Origin of the sequence: Providencia sp. PROV223 (genome assembly GCF_028479245.1) — a bacterium.
Lineage (GTDB): Bacteria > Pseudomonadota > Gammaproteobacteria > Enterobacterales > Enterobacteriaceae > Providencia > Providencia rettgeri.
In genome coordinates this window covers 159,197-177,889 of the sequence record NZ_JAMPNG010000001.1, presented here as the reverse complement: position 1 = coordinate 177,889, position 18,693 = coordinate 159,197, and the positions used below count along the sequence as shown (strand labels likewise).

The window sequence follows — 18,693 nt, the reverse complement described above, 5'->3', positions numbered from 1 at the left end:
ATGAATAATTTAGGATTAAAAATCGGCATTCCGTTACTTTTATATTCACAATTTGGTGTTGCAGAATTTAGGGCTGAATTTACTAACCAACTTGTTAATTCAAATAAAACACTTTATGTCTCACGCACATTACCGGTAGGTACTTTTATTGGTTCAGTTGATTTAGGTACGCATTCCCCTTGGGTGTGGTGGAATGTAACTGGTAATACAGAAGTTGGTATATATTTACCAAACGTATCTGGGAATTCAAGGTACATTTCTGGTGTAGGCTATGTGAGAGAAGTTAATAGTTCAGGTGTTGGTTATGCTTTACATGGAACAGTGATGAGCCCTTGCTCTGGTTCTGCGTATGTTGATGGAGTAAATACGAAAGATGGAAATATTAGTAATAGGTTAATTTGTGGTTCTAATGCATCATCAGCAAGATATACTGTAAAGTTAAGAGCAGATTTTTATAAAGTTGGTAATAATGTTAAAAACCAAACTTTACCAACCACTTATGCTGCGATGTTAATTTTGTTCAATAATAGTTTTATTGCTTCAGACTCATATGGAAGAATTGAACCAAAAGTGACTATAGGGCCAATTAATATTATTTCGAGTGGTTGCGAAGTTAAAAATAAGTCAATAGATGTGCCGTTCGGTAAAGTCAGCAAATCGTCGTTTACAGGTGTTGGTTCAACAAGCTCCGTGAGTAAAAGAAACTTTCAAATTCAATTAGACTGCGACCCTATATCACCGATAAAAATTACGTTTATTGGATCGCAAGACACAAGCCAAACACCGGGGGCAATTGCACTCAATAATTTAACTGATGAAAATACAGCGAAGGGCTATGCAATCCAAGTAAAATATAACGGAGCACCAATTAAGCTTAATCAGTTAATGCCTATCGTTGAACAAAATAATGTAGGCCAATATAACATTCCGTTGGAAGCTGCTTATATCCAAACTCAATCTATAACAACTGCTGGGGAAGCAAACGGTACGCTACAATTTAATCTACAATATCACTAAGCTCTATTTGCTCTGCACGTAACAGAAGTGAACTGCAGAGTTTTACTGTTTTGTATTACTTATTATTTAGCCATCATTTTGCACTTTATCTTAATTCATCACTAACCTGAAGTAAGTTATAGTTAGCTTTTATTGATGAATAAGTTGAGGACGACTATGGCATTTGATCGTATGGATTGGCATTACGGTGGTGATTATCCATCAGACTTACCAAATGAGAATGGAGGCACCCATATTGGCTTTTATTTAACATGGATTATTCATAATAATTTAGTAGGAGAATTTCATACTGAAGAATCAGGGGAAGAACTCGCATTAGTTAAAGCTCGAAAGTTGGATGGTCGTGAATTTTTGATGACAATGTGTGATGAAAAATTTATAGATGAAGATTTAAGTGATGAAGGTAATGCTTTTACTCAGTTTTACTATGCAGCGGAAGAGAAGGGCTATTTTGAAGATTATGAAGGTGTCCTTAAAGGCCATTTACCAACAACTTACCATATAGAAAACTCATGGGAAAATTATGATAAAATTGCCCCTGTAATTAGCGAAGCATATGCCAAATGGAAACAAGCTCAAGGTTAGATAGAGCACTAATATAAAAGACAGCCCCCACCTATAGGCGAGGGCTAAAAGATTATTCGACCTCTAGAATACGACAAGTATTCGTGCTACCTACGGTGCCCATTAAGTCACCCTGAGTGACAAGAACCACGTCACCACTCATTAAATAGCCGTTATCACGTAAACGTGTCACTGCTTCATTAGCAGCCGCAATACCATCTGTGTGGGTGCTACAGAAAACAGGGGTAACACCACGGTATAGAGAACATTGGTTGAGCGTTTTTTCATGACGAGACATTGCAAAAATAGGCAAGCCAGAACTGATACGAGACATCATACGAGCAGTACGACCAGACTCAGTCATTGCAATGATAGCTTTAACCCCTTTAAGGTGGTTAGCTGCATACATTGTTGACATAGCAATTGCTTCTTCTGGGCTGCTAAATTCTGCATCTAAACGGTGTTTAGATACATTCAGGCCAGGCATTTTTTCTGCACCAAAGCAAACTTGTGCCATTGCAGCTACCGTTTCTGCAGGGTACTGGCCTGCGGCAGTTTCAGCGGAAAGCATAACGGCATCGGTACCATCCAACACCGCATTCGCGACGTCCATGACTTCGGCCCGCGTTGGCATTGGGTTAGTGATCATCGATTCCATCATTTGTGTTGCAGTGATAACCACGCGATTTAATTGACGTGAACGACGGATTAATTTTTTCTGAACAGCAACTAACTCAGGATCGCCAATTTCTACACCGAGGTCACCACGAGCAACCATGACGACATCAGAAGCGAGAATAACCTCATCCATGACTTCATCATTGGCAACGGCTTCAGCACGCTCGACTTTAGCAACAATTTGACATTCACAACCCGCATCACGAGCTAATCGGCGCGCATAATCTAAATCTTCACCAGAGCGAGGGAATGAAACGGCTAAATAGTCGACATTAATTTTGGCTGCGGTTTTTATATCTTCTTTGTCTTTGTCTGTTAATGCTTCAGCAGAAAGACCGCCACCGAGTTTATTAATACCTTTATTGTTAGATAATTGACCACCAACAGTAACTTCTGTAAAGACTTGTAATCCTTGGACTTCTCGGACTTTTAATTGAACACGCCCATCATCAAGAAGTAAAATATCGCCTGGAACGACATCGGCAGGTAAGCCTTTATAGTCGATACCCACTTTTTCTTGGCAACCTTCACCTTTACCTAAATTGGCATCAAGAATGAATTTATCACCAATATTGAGGAAAACTTTACCATCTTTAAACGTAGAAACACGAATTTTAGGGCCTTGTAAATCACCGAGGATAGCAACGTGACGTCCTAAACGAGCGGCAATCTCACGTACTTTATTAGCACGCAATAGATGGTCTTCTGGAGTTCCGTGGGAGAAGTTAAGGCGAACAACGTTGGCGCCAGCATTGATAATTTTTTCAAGATTATTATCGCGATCGGTAGCTGGACCAAGAGTTGTAACAATTTTAGTTCTTCTAAGCCGTCTAGACATGTATTACTCCGTTGACCTGTAATGGTGTTGATAAAAGAGTGAAACCATTTCACCCCATTTCGAAACCTGTTTACTGCAAATAGGGATGCTGACACGAGCACAGCTATTATATACAGCCAATTTCTTAATGCTATCAGGTCTGTAAAACTATTAAAGCCTGAAAAGCAAAGAAAAGCATTTATACTGTCAGTTTATTGCCTTTAGATGCTATCAAACCGCGAATCACGTAATGCTTCTTTGACGCGCTTCAAGTTATCTCTAAATTTTTCACCTCTTCTTAACGTAAAACCCGTTGTTAATACGTCAATGACTGCGAGCTGAGCCATTCTTGATACCATCGGCATGTAGATATCTGTATCTTCAGGCACATCAATAATGATAGGTAGGGTAGCGGCTTGGGATAGCGGAGAGTTTTCTGAGGTAATTGCTATGACGGTGGCATCGTTTTCCCTTGCTAAACGAGCCATATCAACTAATGCTTTTGTTCTTCCCGTATGGGAAATGAGCACAATAACGTCTCCTTCAGTACTATTGATACAGCTCATACGCTGCATGACAATATCATCGAAGTATATGACAGGAATATTAAAGCGGAAAAATTTATTCATTGCGTCGTGGGCGACGGCAGCAGAGGCACCAAAGCCAAAAAAACTGATTTTTCGTGCTTGGGTTAATAAATCAACTGCACGGTTAATTGCACTAATATCGAGCGTGTGTTTCACATTATCTAACCCGGCCATAGCCGATTCGAAAATTTTGTGAGTATAGGTATTTACTGTGTCAGTTTCTTCTATATGGCGATTGATGTAAGGGGTTCCATTGGCTAAGTTTTGTGCTAATCGTAATTTAAAATCAGGGAATCCTTTCGTGCCCATTTTCCGACAAAAGCGGTTTACTGTTGGTTCGCTAACATCTGCTAATTGCGCTAGAGTGGCGATACTAAGATGAATGGCATTTTGTGGCATACCTAAAATAACCTCAGCCACCTTTTTTTCTGATTTACTTAAAAAATCGAGACTTGTTTTCATTTGTTCTAAAATATTCATATAGCAAAAGCGCCTATTTCATCGAAAGGAGAAATTTGTGAGTCATCACGTTATCCTATTGTTGATTTTTAATTTCTTGTCGTGATGCTGTAATAGAGATTGAAAATATACTATGTAAGATATGTAAGCTATCTGAATGCAGGTGATAACTAGCAGCTTTTTGTGAAACTTTGACCCGTATCTAATTTTCAGATTAGTAAACATCCTACATATTTTGTTATTTTTTTACGGAAGCTGTCTCCATTCAGTTAAATCGCATCTTTTTAATACACTAAAAATTATTCAGTGTGTAACATAAGAGCAAACAGGGAATATGTTGTTTTTTTCATCATAAAAACTGTGATCGGTATCATGAAGATTTACTGGGCACTAGCAACAGGGTACATTAGCGGAATTAGGGCTAATTTTAACAAAATTACAATAAGGCCTATCCTAGTTAGGTCTTACATTCCGCAAATTGAGGAGAACCAATATGGCGGTACATAATGCTGCTCAAGCTTGTGACTTAATTATTTTTGGCACCAAGGGAGACCTCGCTCGTCGTAAGCTGTTGCCATCGCTTTATCAGTTAGAGAAAGCAGGTTACATTCATCCAGACACGCGTATTATTGGTGTCGGTCGAGCTGAATGGAGTCAAGATGATTATGTCCACTTTGTCAAAGAAGCGTTAGATAAGTTCTTAAAAGAAGATCTCGATTCAGCATTGTGGGAAAAATTGAGCTCTCGCTTGGATTTTTGTAACTTAGACGTTAACCAGACTGAAAGTTTTGTGCGTTTAGCTGAAATGTTAAAACAAGATGCACAACCGGCTATCCATTACTTTGCCATGCCACCGAGCACCTTTGGTGCAATGTGCCAAGGACTGGGTCATGCTAAATTAAATAAAAAGCCAAATCGTGTTGTCATGGAAAAACCACTGGGAACGGATTTAGCGTCATCACAAGAAATTAATAATGAAGTGGCCAAGTATTTTGATGAAAGCCAAGTTTATCGTATTGACCACTATCTTGGTAAAGAAACAGTTTTAAATTTACTCGCACTGCGTTTTGCAAACTCGTTATTTATCAATAACTGGGACAACCGCACTATCGATCATGTCCAGATCACAGTTGCAGAAGAAGTGGGAATCGAAGGTCGTTGGGGTTATTTCGATCAAGCAGGCCAAATGCGTGATATGGTGCAAAACCACTTATTGCAAATCTTAACGATGATTGCGATGTCACCACCGGCAGATTTAACTACTGACCGTATTCGTGATGAAAAAGTGAAAGTCTTACGTTCTTTACGTCGCATTGACCATACTAATGTGCGTGAAAAGGCAGTACGTGGGCAATATACCTCTGGTTTTGTTCAGGGCAAAAAAGTCCCTGGATATCTAGAGGAAGAGGGGGCGAATAAGCAAAGTATGACTGAGTCATTCGTTGCTTTGCGTGTTGATATTGATGACTGGCGTTGGGCGGGCGTGCCTTTCTATTTACGTACAGGGAAACGCCTACCGGCTAAATGTTCAGAAGTTGTGGTTTATTTTAAAAAGCCCGCGTTAAATATTTTCTCGGAAAGTTATCAAGATCTACCTCAGAATAAATTAACTATTCGTTTGCAGCCAGACGAAGGGATTGATATTGAAATTATGAATAAGGCACCAGGCCTTGATCATAAACACCGTTTACAAACCACTAAATTGGATTTAAGTTTCTCCGAAACTTTCAACCAAACTCACCTTGCTGACGCCTATGAACGTTTATTGCTTGAAGCAATGCGCGGCATTCAAGCACTGTTTGTTCGCCGTGATGAAGTAGAAGAAGCATGGAAATTTGTTGATTCTATTATAGATGCATGGGCAATGGACAATGAAGCGCCTAAACCATACCAGGCAGGGACTTGGGGGCCGATTGCATCTGTAGCGATGATTGCTCGTGATGGTCGTTCGTGGAATGAGTTCGAATAAAATTATCAATACTTGAAATATTAGACGGTGTATTGACTAAAATGGCGGGATAATCCCGCCATTTCTCTATGCTTGTTATATCGTGTTATATCGTGGTTTAAAGAATCAATTCACTACGTCCTGTAGCAGCCATGTGAATAATCGCTTGTTCGATGCGTAAACACGCCATTTTAGCGGCATCAGGAACGGACAGCCCAGCTAATAATTGTGCGGTGAGTTCTGCACCAAATAAATCCCCCGTTCCTTTTGGCGTGACAGGGTAACGTTTGTGGCGGATCACGGCCACGTCATCTTTGGTAACACAGACCACTTCGATATTATCATCATCAGGCTGGAAAGCACTTGTGATGATTACCCACTGTGTATTTCCTTTCAATAAGCTGCGGGCTGCAGTTGTTGCATCATCCAAATTATTAACTTGTTTGCCACTTAAGGTCATGAGCTCGAATTTGTTTGGAATAATTCCTGTTGCTAAAGGTATGATTTTATCACGGTAGACCTCGGCAATTTCAGGGGGAATATAAAAACCACTGTCCTCATCCCCCATGACTGGGTCAACAATAACCGGCAGTGCGGCTCGTTCTTTGCGGACGAGGGTTAACCAGTCAGCTAAGTCTTGAGCTTTTTCTGGGGAACCTAGATAACCAGTCAAAATAGCTCTTACAGAATCTAAACTACCACGTTCAACAAAACCGTTTAAATAACCACGAAACCACTCTCCAGGTAACTCCCCACCATAGCAAGTGGTATAATGAGGAGTATTACTCAGTACTACGGTAGGGACTGCAGCTACTCGTAAACCTTGTTTTGTCAACGCTGGAACGGCAATGCTATTCCCAACGCTGCCATAAATAACTTGCGACTGAATTGATACGACATCATAAGGTAATGGTGTTGCATCTGCGGCATTTTGGAAACTATTGGAGGTAAGGCTAAAGGTATTCATGGCACTCTCTTCGGCATATTACAATCATATGGCTACTATAAGAAGCTTGTTCAATCAGGTTGTCAATGTTAAAAATCGAATAGTATATTTTAGGTGTGATGAGAGTATAAAAAGTGGAATAAAGAGATTTTTTTATAAAATAATTCCAATGAAAAATTTATCGTTGCCGCTTGTTTATTCGTATAATTGTTGATAGTTCAAGGGTTGATTAGCATATTAATGAATAGTTATGCATATTTTTATTCAATGCAAAAAATGTTTATATTCATTGACTTAATAAAGTTGGCATGCTAAAAATAAGCTGAAATTAACTATCAACATGAGGGTTCGGAGTAAATTGGGTAGATGTCTACCTGATGAAAAGAATAAGATATCATGCTTAGCTCAACTAGCGGCAAGATCAGCAAGTCCCAAAAAAGAACGACACACAGGCTTTTCCTTTCAGCTATCCTTTCCAGTGAACACTACTGGTGTGGTGCATTATAGCGTCTCTCTCGATTATTCATTTCGCTGAATAAACTCAGCAACACCTTGTTATTTATTTGAATTTTCAACAATCGCGCAATAGTAATTTGTCTATTTGTTCTGTACAAAAAACAGGCTATTACGTGGCTGTACATAGAGAGATATTATAATGATTTACTGGATATTTTTAGTATTAGCTATCGTTGCCGAGGTTATCGGTACATTATCAATGAAACATGCCAGCGTTAGTGGTGATTTCACCGGTATGGTGGTGATGTATGTCATGATAGCAACATCATACATTTTGCTTGCCATTGCAGTTAAAAAAGTGGCATTAGGTGTCGCCTATGCACTCTGGGAAGGTATTGGCATTCTTTTTATCACAACATTTAGTGTCATGTGGTTTGGAGAATCACTATCACCGATGAAAATAGGTGGATTAGTATTACTGATCACCGGTATTGGGTTGATTAAATCAGGCACCAAAAAAGCCACCGTTCGTCAATCTGCACAGAAAGTAAAACAAGTTACACAAAACGCGGTCAATGCTGCCAAAACAAATGCTTTAGTTGGACGCGAAGCTAAGTCGGAGGCGTAATATGGCGAGTCATTTTGAATGGTGGCATGCTGCGTTTTTGATCCTAGCCGTAATATTAGAAATCGCAGCTAACATTTTGTTAAAAATGTCGAATGGATTTAAACGATATTGGATAGGTATTCTCTCCCTAATTGCGGTACTCGGAGCCTTCAGTGCATTAGCGCAAGCTGTAAAAGGAATCGAACTTTCAATTGCTTATGCATTATGGGGAGCATTCGGTATTATCGCGACAGTAGCAGCAGGTTGGATTCTTTTCAATCAACGGCTAAATTATAAAGGCTGGGGGGGAATTGTGTTGCTGTTGCTGGGGATGGTACTTATTAAGATGTCATAATGCTCATCATATTTTGCGTTGTCGCGTTGTTGGCTGCATTCGTTAACCCTAGTCACATACTTTTGTATGCCCCAAGGGATTAACTCACTTGCCGCCTAGCGACATCACAAACTATTTAGAGCATGGATGGGCGCTAATAATTGGCGCCCATTTTTATGCAAAGCAAAACCTGTCTAATCAATCAATTGCTGCAACAATCTTAATTTCAACTTTATATTCTGGCTTCATCAACAATGCTTGGACAGTACAGCGGACAGGCGCACTTCCAGCAACAACCCAAGCATCCCATGCTTGGTTCATACCAGCAAAATCGGCTTTATCAGCAAGAAAAATGGTGGCATCAAGAATTTTACTTTTGTCTGAACCAACACGTTCAAGCATGACATCAATTGCCGCGAGCGTGTTTGCTGTTTGAGCAACAATATCAGCGTCAAGGTTTTCAGGCACACTGGTGTAGTAAATTACATTATTGTGAATAACAGCTTCAGACCAACGATTATCCGGGTCAATACGTTTGATAGTCATAATTATTCCCTATTATACATGTGGCTCAAGAATAACAGTTTGTAGGCTGGATGAAAATCAGTTGTTCAAGGGGATAATAATTACCTCAGCAGGGTTAATAAACTCATGGTAAAGTGTGTCCTCATTATTACTAATAAATAGGTCTTGTAGTGCACGACGATTTTTCTGCGGATGGCTTTTTAGCCAGAACAATTCCCGGTTTTCAGCCTCGAGAAGCACAAGTTACGATGTCGAACGCAGTAACTGGGTCGATTGAGCAGCAGCATGTGCTGGTGGCGGAAGCCGGTACTGGAACAGGAAAAACTTATGCTTATTTAGTTCCTGCATTGCGCAGTGGAAAAAAAGTCATTGTTTCTACGGGGTCAAAAGCCTTACAAGATCAACTGTATCACCGGGACTTACCGACAATTATTGATGCCATGGGTTACACTGGGCGTACAGCCTTGTTAAAGGGGCGATCAAATTATTTATGCTTAGAGCGATTAGACCAACAGTCCCTCGGTGGTGGTAGTCTTGAACCTGAAATATTGTCAGCGGTAGTGAGGCTACGCAGTTGGTCAATTGAATCTGAGTTAGGTGATACGAGTACCTGCCATGATATCGCTGAAGACAGCCCAGTTTGGCCGTTAGTGACGAGTACCAATGATAATTGTCTCGGCAGCGACTGCCCACGTTACCAAGACTGTTTTGTCTTAAAAGCACGTCGTAAAGCCTTAGAAGCGGATATTGTTGTTGTAAATCACCATTTATTTATGGCTGATAGAGTCGTGAAAGACACGGGTTTTGGTGAGCTAATTCCCCAAGCAGAAGTCATGATTTTTGATGAAGCGCACCAAATTCCAGATATCGCCAGCCAATATTTTGGTCAGCAACTTAGCAGTCGTCAACTACTTGATCTTGCACGCGATATGATTATGGCCTATCGAACTGAGTTAAAAGACCAAGTGCAACTACAAAAAAGTGCAGATAGGCTCACGCAAAGTACACTGGATTTCCGGCTCAATTTGGGGGAAAACAGTTTTCGTGGTAATTTACGTGATTTACTAAAACGCCCTGAAGTGCAAAGAGCATTGACATTACTTGATGATTCTCTTGAACTTTGTTACGAAGTGATTAAAACCACTTTAGGCCGATCACAGAGCTTAGACTCAATTTTTGAGCGCGTCACTATTTACCGAAATCGTTTGAATCGTTTAAAAGATGTGACGATTGCGGGTTACAGTTATTGGTTTGAAAGTTATGGTCGCCATTTTTTACTGGCGCTAACCCCCTTAACGGTTGCAGATAAATTCAGCGAAATGATTGCAAGTACGCCAGGCAGTTGGGTTTTCACATCAGCAACTTTGTCGGTAAATGAAAAATTAAGTCACTTCACTGACCGTTTAGGTTTAGTCAGTGCAAAAACGTTATTATTAGCCAGCCCATTTGATTATCAAAGCCAAACCTTATTATGTGTTCCCCGTTTTTTACCCGAGCTCAATCAACGAGGTCTAGCACAAAAATTAGCAACAATGCTACGACCTATGATTGAAAAAAATCAGGGGCGCTGTTTCTTTTTATGTACATCGCACCTGATGATGCGTGAATTGGCCGAAGAGTTTAAATCCTCATTGACATTACCCGTCTTAATGCAAGGGGAAAGCAGTAAAAATAAACTGTTATCCCAATTCATTTCAGCAGGGAATGCCGTTTTAGTTGCTACCAGTAGTTTTTGGGAAGGGGTTGATGTGCGAGGTGATGAACTGACTTGTGTCATTATCGATAAACTCCCATTTACTGCGCCGGATGACCCATTATTAAGAGCGCGTATCGAAGATTGTGAATTACGAGGCGGAGACCCTTTTTCTGATGTTCAATTACCAGATGCCGTGATTACTTTAAAACAAGGTGTCGGGCGGTTAATTCGTGATACCAGTGACTATGGTGTCATCGTTATTTGTGATAACCGCTTAGTGACACGTCCTTATGGTGAGGTTTTTTTACGTAGCCTTCCGCCATCACCGCGAACAAGAAGTATACAAAAAGCAATTGCATTTCTTGAAGAGAAAAGACAAGAAGTTAATAGAACGAGGTAAATCCCACCTTGTTTTTCTGCTATTCCTACGGCCGTTTATGTTAATATAATCGGCATCTTTCAATTAGAAACTATTAATTTGCCGGAGTTTAGGCATGTCGAGTCGTATTCTTGCTGTTGATACAGCAACAGAAGCCTGTTCAGTCGCACTTTGGTGTGAAGGTGATATTATTTCTCGTTTTGCGGTTTCTCCCCGTGAGCACACGCAAAAAATCTTACCCATGGTTGAGGACGTTCTTGCGGAAGCCGGAATGGGGTTAAATCAGTTAGATGCATTAGCTTTCGGGCGAGGCCCAGGAAGTTTCACTGGGGTTCGTATTGGTGTTGGTATCGCACAAGGGTTAGCATTAGGAGCTAATTTACCCATGATTGGCGTTTCCTCTTTAATGACACTTGCCGAAGGCGCCTTTCGTATAGCGGGGCATAAACAGGTATTAGTGGCTATTGATGCACGGATGTCAGAAATTTATTGTGCCCAATATCAGCGAACATCTGAAGGTCACTGGTTAGGTAAAGAAACCGAAGCTGTTCTACTTCCCGATGATTTTAAAAATAAATTTACTGGGCTTTCAGGGGTTTGGAGTTATGCAGGAACTGGATGGGAAGCGTATCCTTCATTGCTGAATGACTCAGCTTCATTGTCCAATAGCCATATTACGCTGCCTGATGCGCAAGATATGTTACCCATTGCTGCGCAATTATGGCAACAGGGAAAAGTGGTTGCCGTTGAAAACGTCGAACCTACTTACCTACGTAATGAAGTTACATGGAAAAAATTGCCTGGTCGTGAATAATACATGGGAAATTAATTGATTTGAATTGGCTATATCACGTGATATAGCCAATTTTTTATATTAAACAGAAAATAAATCCAATATTGAATAATAAAAATACGAATCGAATCATTCAATAATTTAGGATATTATTAGGGTGTAATAGAATTCTTATGGCTACTTTTAACATATCGTGTTTTGTTTGCTAAATGCTATTTAAAACTGTATTACCTGAATTTATAATGTCGCTAATCGGAGGTGGTCTATGAACATTGAATTAAACTGCCGTAATGCACTTAAAGGCCTTTTTGTTGCAAGCATATTAGCACTGACAGGGTGTGTTTCGATACCTGCTTCAATTCAAGGTTCGGTGCAAAACCCAACAGATAACTTAACATCCGTACAAAATGCTCCTGAAATGTATATTGGGCAGGAGGCACGTTTTGGCGGGAAAGTGCTTGCAGTTAAAAATGAAACAGCAAGAACACGTTTAGAAATTGCGGTGATGGCATTAAATAAATATGATGCTGCGCCAGAACTCAATTCCCCTTCTATTGGGCGTATTTATGCGTACCTAAATGGTTTTCGTGAACCAAGTGATTTTACTAACCGTTATATTACTGTGGTGGGGAAAATCACTGGGGAGCAACAAGGAAAAGTAGGGCAAGTTCCTTATAAGTATGTCACGTTAGATGTAACAGGTTTCCAACGCTGGAATGTTGCACAAAGTGTCATGCTTCCGCCATCTGGCCCGTGGGGTTATGGTTATTATGGTGACCCGTATTTTTATAACCACCCGTGGGGCTATGGTTATGGATACGGTTATCCTGGAGGCCCAGTACCCGTACAAACGTATCTAACAGAATAATGATTATCTTTCTTTATTTAAAAGCCCTGCTTATAGCGGGGCTTTTTTGTTGATATAGAAAAGATTATCTAAATAAGCGCTAACAGATGAAAGTGCGTAATAAAAACATTAACTAAAATTTAGTTTCAATAAAAATGACTTTAGTTAACGTAATAGGTTAAATCCTTTCTTAAGTGACTAGATAAGCTCTCCAAAAACAACGTAACATCATGTATAATTACGCAATCTTGTACAGATTTATATCTGTTTAACTAATTTAAGACAAACAAGGCGGCTTAGTCCGCCTTGTTTTTTCTTGAAGGAACAAAATTTATTTAGTGATAGACCTCTCAACCTTGACATTGTCTGTTTTTCAAACTGGTACGCTGAGTTAATAATTTGTTAAAAGAGATGTTGAGTATAATAACTTCACTAAATTCAGGAGTAACATTTTGGAAAAAATCTGGCTAAAAAATTACCCTGCTGATGTGCCGGAAGAAATCAATCCTGATAGCTTCGCTTCTCTAGCAGAGTTACTTGAAAATGCGGTTTCTCAATTTGCCGACCAACCTGCTTTCATTAACATGGGGGCGGTGATGACTTATCGGAAACTTGAAGAGAGAAGTCGCGCTTTTGCTGCCTACTTACAAAATGGACTTGGCCTTAAAAAAGGGGATCGTGTCGCATTAATGATGCCAAACCTATTACAATATCCGATTGCTTTATTTGGGATATTACGAGCAGGGATGGTTGTAGTAAATGTTAATCCACTCTATACCCCAAGAGAGTTAGAGCATCAATTGAATGATAGCGGTGCAACAGCGATTGTTATTGTATCGAATTTTGCGCATACACTGGAAAAAATTGTTTTCAATACCAAAGTGAAACACGTCATTTTAACGCGTATGGGTGACCAACTTTCACGTCCTAAAGCCACAATCGTTGATTTTGTAGTTAAGTATGTCAAACGCTTAGTCCCTAAATATAATTTACCAGACGCCATTTCCTTTCGCCGCGCTATGCATTATGGCTATCGTATGCAGTACATTAAGCCTAACATTACCGGTGATGACTTGGCCTTTTTGCAATATACCGGTGGAACAACCGGTGTTGCTAAAGGGGCGATGTTAACTCATCGCAACATGTTAGCAAATATTGAGCAAGCAAGAGCGGCTTACGGGCCTGTACTGAAATTTGGGGCTGAATTTGTTGTCACTGCTTTACCGCTGTATCACGTTTTCGCTTTGACAGTTAACTGCTTACTATTTATTACGGTGGGGGGAGTTAACTTATTGATTACCAACCCTAGAGATGTACCTGACACCGTAAAACAACTAGGACGTTATCCCGTTACGTCAATTACTGGTGTTAACACGTTATTTAATGCGTGGCTGCATAATGAAGAGTTCAAAAAGTTGGATTTTTCACGTTTACGCCTTTCAGTTGGAGGCGGAATGCCCGTTCAAAAAGCCGTTGCAGAAAAATGGCAGAAGCTGACAGGGAAACATTTACTCGAGGGGTATGGGTTAACAGAATGTGCACCACTAGTAACGGGTAATCCTTATAATTTAACCAGTTATAGTGGAAGCATTGGTTTACCTGTTCCGTCAACAGATGTTAAATTCCTTGATGACGACGGCAACGAAGTCGCTATTGGTGAGCCTGGCGAAATGTGGGTAAAAGGTCCACAAGTCATGAAAGGGTATTGGAACCGGCCTGATTCTACCGCGGACACGATAGTGGATGGTTGGTTAGCGACGGGGGATATCGCAGAAATAGATAGCGAAGGTTATATTCGTATTGTTGATCGCAAAAAAGATATGATCATCGTTTCAGGTTTTAACGTTTATCCAAATGAAATTGAAGATGTTATTTCGGCACATCCAGACGTTATAGAATGTGCCGCAATTGGCGTACCAAGTGAAAGTACGGGTGAAGCGGTTAAAGTTTTCGTTGTAACGAAAAATGCGAATTTAACGGGTGATGAGCTAAAAACCTTTTGCCGTCGTTCATTAACCGCGTATAAAGTACCTAAGATATTTGAATTTCGTGATGAATTACCAAAATCTAATGTGGGTAAAATTTTGCGTAAAGACCTACGTGATGAAGAAAAATTGCAAAGAGAAAAATCACCAGTATGATTGTGGTTTAGTCTTAAACAAAGAATAGATGACGCCGGTTTTAACCGGCGTCATTGTGATGAAAATAAAAAAGAGAAACTTGTTTTGAATTATCGTTTAGTAACTACAGATAGTGAATTAGCCCAAGTATGCCAAGAGGCTAGTAATGCACCATGGCTCGCTTTGGATACCGAGTTTGTTCGTACCCGAACATATTACCCACAACTAGGTTTGCTACAGCTATATGATGGAAAGCAAGTTTCGTTAATTGACCCATTATTAATCACGGATTTTAGCCCATTTAAAGCACTTTTAACCAACCCAGAGCAACTAAAATTTTTACATGCGGGGAGTGAAGACCTTGAAGTGTTTATGCATGATTTCGATTGTGTACCTGAGCCGATGATCGACACACAAGTTGTGGCTGCATTTTTAGGTTACCCAATTTCTTGTGGTTTTGCGTCATTGGTTGCTGAACATTTAGGCATTGAGCTCGACAAAAGTGAATCACGGACAGACTGGCTCGCGCGTCCGTTAAGCGAAAAACAATGTGATTATGCAGCCGCAGATGTACTGTATTTGCTGCCATTAGCTGAAATTTTAATGGGAAAAGTGACTGAAGCTGGCTATTTGGAAGATGCAAAAGATGAGTGCCAACGTGTTGTCGCTCGTCGGCAAAAAACACTAAAGCCAGAAAAAGCCTACATGAATATCCATAATGCGTGGCAACTACGTGATGAACAGCTGGCTTGCCTACAGTTATTAGCACAATGGCGTTTAAACCAAGCTAAAGCACGTGATATGGCGGTCAACTTTGTGGTGAAAGAAGAGCACCTGTGGAAAGTAGCCCGCTATTTACCAGGCTCTCTTGGTGAACTCGATGCACTTGGTTTAACGGGGCAAGAAATTCGTCGCCATGGTAAGCGTTTATTAGCGATTGTCGAACAAGCAAAACAACTTGATGAAAGCCAATACCCAACGCCGGTGGCGAATATTACTGAACAGAGCCAATACAAAAGTGTGTTTAAAGAAATTAAAGCGGTAGTTAAAGATATTGCTGAAAACGAAAAATTTAATGCAGAATTATTGGCCTCTAGACGGCAAATTAACCAATTACTGTCTATTCATTGGGGGTTAAAGTCTTCGGCTACACCTCCTGAGCTATTGGCTGGCTGGCGAGGGCGATTACTCGCTGAACCCATAGCAAAGCTCTTAGCAAGCGTATAGCATATTATGAGGTACAAGAAGAGTACTTCTTGTATCTCATTTAAATAACTTAGTCTACTTTCTTCACCTGTATTTCATTTATATTTATTGTTTGTCAATATATTTATAAAAATATACGTTTTATTTATTAATCAATATATTTATTTTACTTTTATCCAATAATTGTAATTACTCTTAAAAATAGAATTAATTCTTAATGAAAACCCTAATAAATAAAATTAGATATTATAGGGTTTTTAATTAACTGTTTAAAAAATAAAAGATTATTTTTTCTTATTGCCTAATAATAAAAAATTGAATTATATTTCCCTTATTTGTAAATAAAAATCATTTGCATATACTCAATCTCGAACATTAAAGGAAAGCATAAACTTTTATTTAATGTGTCTTTTTAAAAAACTACCTAATTAAAACTTCTATTGAAAAGGACGCGCAAATGAAGAAATTATCATTAATTATAGTTGCAGTATCTTTCTCTATATTTTCTGTTGGTGTTATGGCAGAAACGGTATCAAATCAGAGTTTAAATTATAATGATGGCCTAACAAATATTATTGTCGATAAAACTCAATCAACTATGGGGCCACATGGGGGGAGTATCGGGGCACCGGGAATTGGTTCTCGCTTTATGAAGGAAGGCAAAACCATATCATTTTCTGGCTTAAAATATATGGTAACACAAAAGCCAGACAACGTGTATGTTTTGGAAAGTGGCGGTAGCCCGCACGGTGGCATGGGCAAGTTCCAATTTAGTCAAGTTGCAGATGCCGAGGTATATTTCGGTGATTGGTCACAAACTGGCTTAGCCGATGATGCAATGCACACGGTTTATTTCTCCGGTGCAAATGCAACAACAGAAGTCCCAACCAGTGGCCAAGCGACTTATACTATAGCAGGCATTAACCAATTCGCAGGTGAAGCAAAACAGACGGGTTGGTTTAATGCTGATTTTACGGATAAATCATATACAGGTGCATTAGAAGGAACGAATAGCCACTCCATGATGGGCTCCATTGAAGAAGATGGTAAATTTATCGGTGCTGCCATTGCTAATGGAACAGATCATGGTGAGAGTATGGGACAACTCTTTGGGGAGAATGCTGAACAAGTGGCAGGTATTCTTTTCTATGAGAGTAATCGTGAGCTAGACACGGCATTTGGTGGGCAGAAAGACGAATAATTACTGAAAATATAATTGGATAAAAAAAGTAGGCAAAAGGAAATTTGTCTACTTTTTTATTTGTATCATTAAAATGGTAATCTTAATATGTTTATTTTTAATAAAAAAATAAATTTAATATATATAATTTTATTATTATTTTTTTCTCCACGCTCAGCACAGGCAGTTCAAGATATAAAAGAGGAGATTACTAATGGTCTAAATGGTTATAGTAACAAAAAATATCAGTCAGAAATAAATAATATAAAATATAGTAAAAAAAATATCGACGAACTTGGCTTTATTCTTTATGATCTAATTCAGAAGAGGCATTTTGATGCAATAAATAAAATTATTGATAATTATGTTAGTCATAAAGACCATGATAAAGAGTTGGTTAAATATATTCACTCTGAAAAGGCGATATTAAATGATGAATATGATTTGGCAATTAGGTTATATAATGAAATTTTAATTCACAAGCCTAATATGCTTTTGGTTGAGTTAAAACTTGCACGAGCACTAACTTATGTTAAACATTATGAGGCAGCATTGTCGATATATCAGAATATAAAAACAAAACATAGCGGGGGAATATCAAGTAAGTTAGCTGAATATATTGAAAATAAAATAATATATTTAGAGAATAAAAATCGCTGGCAAGGAATGGTTAAGCTAGGTTCAAGTTATGATTTTAATTTAAATGAAGCATCAAATAGCCGTGAAATGTACTGTTTTCGTAGTAAATGTATGAATAGCAGCAATCAGTCTATCGCAGGTGGAAAATGGCATTATTATATTAAATCAACAAAGCGGTTTCCTCTCGTGGGTAACCATTCAGGGCTATTATCATTCGGTGCGTTTGGGTTAGAACCGATGAAAACAGTCACGGCTAGAAAAATAAATATATTTGTTAGCGGGGGTTATCAATTTGAGAATGCGAATACAAAAATCGGCATATTGCCCATATTTGAAGCCAAATGGCATGATAACCAATATTATAATTTAAGCCTAGGAGGAAAAATAGCAACAGAATATACGTTAAATCATAGAGTAACTATTTTAGGTGATTTTGAATATAAAAATAAAACGTATCCTCATGAGTATAGTTTTAATGATGGTGATAAATGGATCTATTCACTATTTGGGACCTATTTAGTTGATTCTCAGTTAGTCGCTTTTGGGGGAATACATGGAGCCAATCGGGAAAAACAACGCAATAGTGATAGTTATTCACAGTATGGGATTAGAGCCGGTTTTTTAAAGGTCACCGAACTGTGTGATTTACTTGTTGCGGTAGGTTACAAGCAAACAAATTTCGAACAGTTTGATGTGTATTTAAATGTAAAAAGAAAAGATCAAAATAGATATTTAAATGCCCAAGTAACATTTGATAAAAATAAAATATTAACCTTTACACCTTCTATTTATTTTAATAGCCAAGTGAATAAAAGCACGGCAGATATTATTTATTCTTTTAAGCAAAGTGAAGTCGGTGTCAATTTCACCAAGAAATTTTAATTTTCACCGGAAC

General features: G+C 39.0%; 16 protein-coding genes. 12 read left to right on the top strand and 4 right to left on the bottom strand.

Translation table 11 applies throughout. From position 1 onward, the window contains the following. Both PR767_RS00850 and PR767_RS00845 read left to right on the top strand, forming a co-directional pair. A complete protein-coding gene (locus tag PR767_RS00850) occupies positions 1-1,017 on the top strand; it encodes a fimbrial protein (RefSeq protein ID WP_117161952.1) in 1,017 nt (338 codons plus the stop codon). Positions 1,018-1,173: 156 nt separating this feature from the next. Then, complete coding sequence (locus PR767_RS00845) at positions 1,174-1,602, top strand: DUF7832 domain-containing protein (protein ID WP_164528889.1); 429 nt, start codon at positions 1,174-1,176, stop codon at positions 1,600-1,602. A gap of 52 nt (positions 1,603-1,654) precedes the next feature. Here PR767_RS00845 and pyk read toward each other — a convergent pair whose 3' ends face one another. Both pyk and PR767_RS00835 read right to left on the bottom strand, forming a co-directional pair. Further along, on the bottom strand, positions 1,655-3,097 hold the full coding sequence (gene pyk, locus PR767_RS00840) for a pyruvate kinase (protein ID WP_109913282.1): 1,443 nt from the start codon (positions 3,095-3,097) through the stop codon (positions 1,655-1,657). A 200-nt stretch (positions 3,098-3,297) separates the two neighbouring features. Continuing rightward, the gene (locus PR767_RS00835; RefSeq protein WP_004910703.1) at positions 3,298-4,143 is read right to left on the bottom strand and encodes a MurR/RpiR family transcriptional regulator; all 846 of its coding nucleotides are present in this window, start codon (positions 4,141-4,143) and stop codon (positions 3,298-3,300) included. A gap of 472 nt (positions 4,144-4,615) precedes the next feature. Here PR767_RS00835 and zwf point away from each other — a divergent pair, with 472 nt between their 5' ends. Continuing rightward, a complete protein-coding gene (gene zwf, locus PR767_RS00830) occupies positions 4,616-6,091 on the top strand; it encodes a glucose-6-phosphate dehydrogenase (protein ID WP_004910705.1) in 1,476 nt (491 codons plus the stop codon). A gap of 97 nt (positions 6,092-6,188) precedes the next feature. Here zwf and pdxK read toward each other — a convergent pair whose 3' ends face one another. After that, positions 6,189-7,037: a pyridoxine/pyridoxal/pyridoxamine kinase gene (gene pdxK / locus PR767_RS00825; protein ID WP_272519751.1), complete on the bottom strand. Its 849-nt coding sequence runs from the start codon at positions 7,035-7,037 to the stop codon at positions 6,189-6,191. A gap of 634 nt (positions 7,038-7,671) precedes the next feature. Between pdxK and mdtJ the strand changes: the two genes are divergently transcribed. Continuing rightward, positions 7,672-8,100, top strand: coding sequence for a multidrug/spermidine efflux SMR transporter subunit MdtJ (gene mdtJ / locus PR767_RS00820; protein ID WP_004910709.1), 429 nt, complete (start codon positions 7,672-7,674; stop codon positions 8,098-8,100). Position 8,101: 1 nt separating this feature from the next. Beyond that, the gene (gene mdtI, locus PR767_RS00815; RefSeq protein WP_004254980.1) at positions 8,102-8,434 is read left to right on the top strand and encodes a multidrug/spermidine efflux SMR transporter subunit MdtI; all 333 of its coding nucleotides are present in this window, start codon (positions 8,102-8,104) and stop codon (positions 8,432-8,434) included. 177 nt (positions 8,435-8,611) lie between these two features. Here the strand turns inward: mdtI and PR767_RS00810 are convergent, their stop codons facing one another. After that, a complete protein-coding gene (locus PR767_RS00810; RefSeq protein ID WP_004254978.1) occupies positions 8,612-8,959 on the bottom strand; it encodes a RidA family protein in 348 nt (115 codons plus the stop codon). 149 nt (positions 8,960-9,108) lie between these two features. Here PR767_RS00810 and PR767_RS00805 point away from each other — a divergent pair, with 149 nt between their 5' ends. The 7 genes from PR767_RS00805 (at position 9,109) to PR767_RS00775 (ending at position 18,680) form a co-directional block, all read left to right on the top strand. After that, positions 9,109-11,034: an ATP-dependent DNA helicase gene (locus PR767_RS00805; protein WP_004910714.1), complete on the top strand. Its 1,926-nt coding sequence runs from the start codon at positions 9,109-9,111 to the stop codon at positions 11,032-11,034. A 94-nt stretch (positions 11,035-11,128) separates the two neighbouring features. Further along, entirely contained in the window at positions 11,129-11,827 is a 699-nt protein-coding gene (tsaB, locus tag PR767_RS00800; RefSeq protein ID WP_272519750.1) for a tRNA (adenosine(37)-N6)-threonylcarbamoyltransferase complex dimerization subunit type 1 TsaB, read from the top strand. 244 nt (positions 11,828-12,071) lie between these two features. Next, positions 12,072-12,674, top strand: coding sequence for a Slp family lipoprotein (locus PR767_RS00795; protein ID WP_004910718.1), 603 nt, complete (start codon positions 12,072-12,074; stop codon positions 12,672-12,674). A 431-nt stretch (positions 12,675-13,105) separates the two neighbouring features. Next, on the top strand, positions 13,106-14,794 hold the full coding sequence (gene fadD, locus PR767_RS00790) for a long-chain-fatty-acid--CoA ligase FadD (RefSeq protein WP_004910720.1): 1,689 nt from the start codon (positions 13,106-13,108) through the stop codon (positions 14,792-14,794). Positions 14,795-14,878: 84 nt separating this feature from the next. Further along, positions 14,879-16,000, top strand: a complete 1,122-nt coding sequence (rnd, locus tag PR767_RS00785) for a ribonuclease D (protein WP_272519749.1) — start codon at positions 14,879-14,881, stop codon at positions 15,998-16,000. A gap of 436 nt (positions 16,001-16,436) precedes the next feature. Further along, a complete protein-coding gene (locus PR767_RS00780) occupies positions 16,437-17,180 on the top strand; it encodes a Slam-dependent surface lipoprotein (protein WP_272519748.1) in 744 nt (247 codons plus the stop codon). An 87-nt stretch (positions 17,181-17,267) separates the two neighbouring features. Next, on the top strand, positions 17,268-18,680 hold the full coding sequence (locus PR767_RS00775; RefSeq protein WP_272519747.1) for a surface lipoprotein assembly modifier: 1,413 nt from the start codon (positions 17,268-17,270) through the stop codon (positions 18,678-18,680). Positions 18,681-18,693: the final 13 nt, after the last annotated feature.

Excerpts from the sequence above, each read along its gene's own strand:
- PR767_RS00850 (WP_117161952.1), top strand. The coding sequence starts at position 1 with ATGAATAATTTAGGATTAAAAATCGGCATTCCGTTACTTTTATATTCA.
- PR767_RS00845 (WP_164528889.1), top strand. The coding sequence starts at position 1,174 with ATGGCATTTGATCGTATGGATTGGCATTACGGTGGTGATTATCCATCA.
- pyk (WP_109913282.1), bottom strand. The coding sequence starts at position 3,097 with ATGTCTAGACGGCTTAGAAGAACTAAAATTGTTACAACTCTTGGTCCA.
- PR767_RS00835 (WP_004910703.1), bottom strand. The coding sequence starts at position 4,143 with ATGAATATTTTAGAACAAATGAAAACAAGTCTCGATTTTTTAAGTAAA.
- zwf (WP_004910705.1), top strand. The coding sequence starts at position 4,616 with ATGGCGGTACATAATGCTGCTCAAGCTTGTGACTTAATTATTTTTGGC.
- pdxK (WP_272519751.1), bottom strand. The coding sequence starts at position 7,037 with ATGAATACCTTTAGCCTTACCTCCAATAGTTTCCAAAATGCCGCAGAT.
- mdtJ (WP_004910709.1), top strand. The coding sequence starts at position 7,672 with ATGATTTACTGGATATTTTTAGTATTAGCTATCGTTGCCGAGGTTATC.
- mdtI (WP_004254980.1), top strand. The coding sequence starts at position 8,102 with ATGGCGAGTCATTTTGAATGGTGGCATGCTGCGTTTTTGATCCTAGCC.
- PR767_RS00810 (WP_004254978.1), bottom strand. The coding sequence starts at position 8,959 with ATGACTATCAAACGTATTGACCCGGATAATCGTTGGTCTGAAGCTGTT.
- tsaB (WP_272519750.1), top strand. The coding sequence starts at position 11,129 with ATGTCGAGTCGTATTCTTGCTGTTGATACAGCAACAGAAGCCTGTTCA.
- PR767_RS00795 (WP_004910718.1), top strand. The coding sequence starts at position 12,072 with ATGAACATTGAATTAAACTGCCGTAATGCACTTAAAGGCCTTTTTGTT.
- PR767_RS00780 (WP_272519748.1), top strand. The coding sequence starts at position 16,437 with ATGAAGAAATTATCATTAATTATAGTTGCAGTATCTTTCTCTATATTT.
- PR767_RS00775 (WP_272519747.1), top strand. The coding sequence starts at position 17,268 with ATGTTTATTTTTAATAAAAAAATAAATTTAATATATATAATTTTATTA.